Source organism: Mesorhizobium sp. M7A.F.Ca.CA.003.01.2.1 (assembly GCF_003998945.1).
Taxonomy (GTDB): Bacteria; Pseudomonadota; Alphaproteobacteria; order Rhizobiales; family Rhizobiaceae; genus Mesorhizobium; species Mesorhizobium ciceri.
In genome coordinates this window covers 1-536 of sequence record NZ_RZRA01001617.1, presented here as the reverse complement: position 1 = coordinate 536, position 536 = coordinate 1, and the positions used below count along the sequence as shown (strand labels likewise).

Here is a 536-nt window from a genome sequence, read left to right as displayed (position 1 = left end):
ATGCCGGTGATGAGCTCCGTCACCGGGTGCTCGACCTGCAATCGTGTATTCATTTCAAGGAAATAGAAGTTCTTGTCCTTGTCGACGATGAATTCGACCGTGCCGGCGCTCTGGTAGTCGACGGCCTTGGCCAGCGCCACAGACTGCTCGCCCATGGCCTTGCGTGTCGCGGCGTCCAGGAATGGCGACGGCGCCTCTTCGGCGACCTTCTGGTTGCGTCGCTGGATCGAGCATTCGCGCTCGCCGAGATAGAGCGCGTTGCCATGCGCGTCGGCCAGCACCTGGATTTCGATGTGGCGCGGATCGACGACGAATTTCTCGATGAAGAGACGATCGTCGCCGAACGAACTCTTGGCTTCCGAGCGCGCGCGGTCGAAGCCATCGCGCACTTCGGCTTCGCTCCAGGCGATGCGCATGCCCTTGCCGCCGCCGCCGGCCGAAGCCTTGATCATCACGGGATAACCGATTTCGCCGGCGATCTTTTCGGCATGATCGGCATTCTCGATGACGCCGAGCCAGCCGGGCACGGTGGAAAC

1 protein-coding gene is annotated in these 536 nt (G+C 62.1%); it reads right to left on the bottom strand.

Going from position 1 to position 536, the window contains the following annotated elements; genetic code table 11:
- Nucleotides 1-536 (bottom strand): ATP-grasp domain-containing protein (locus tag EN969_RS34560; RefSeq protein WP_127419964.1); only part of this gene is annotated, 536 nt, incomplete at both ends.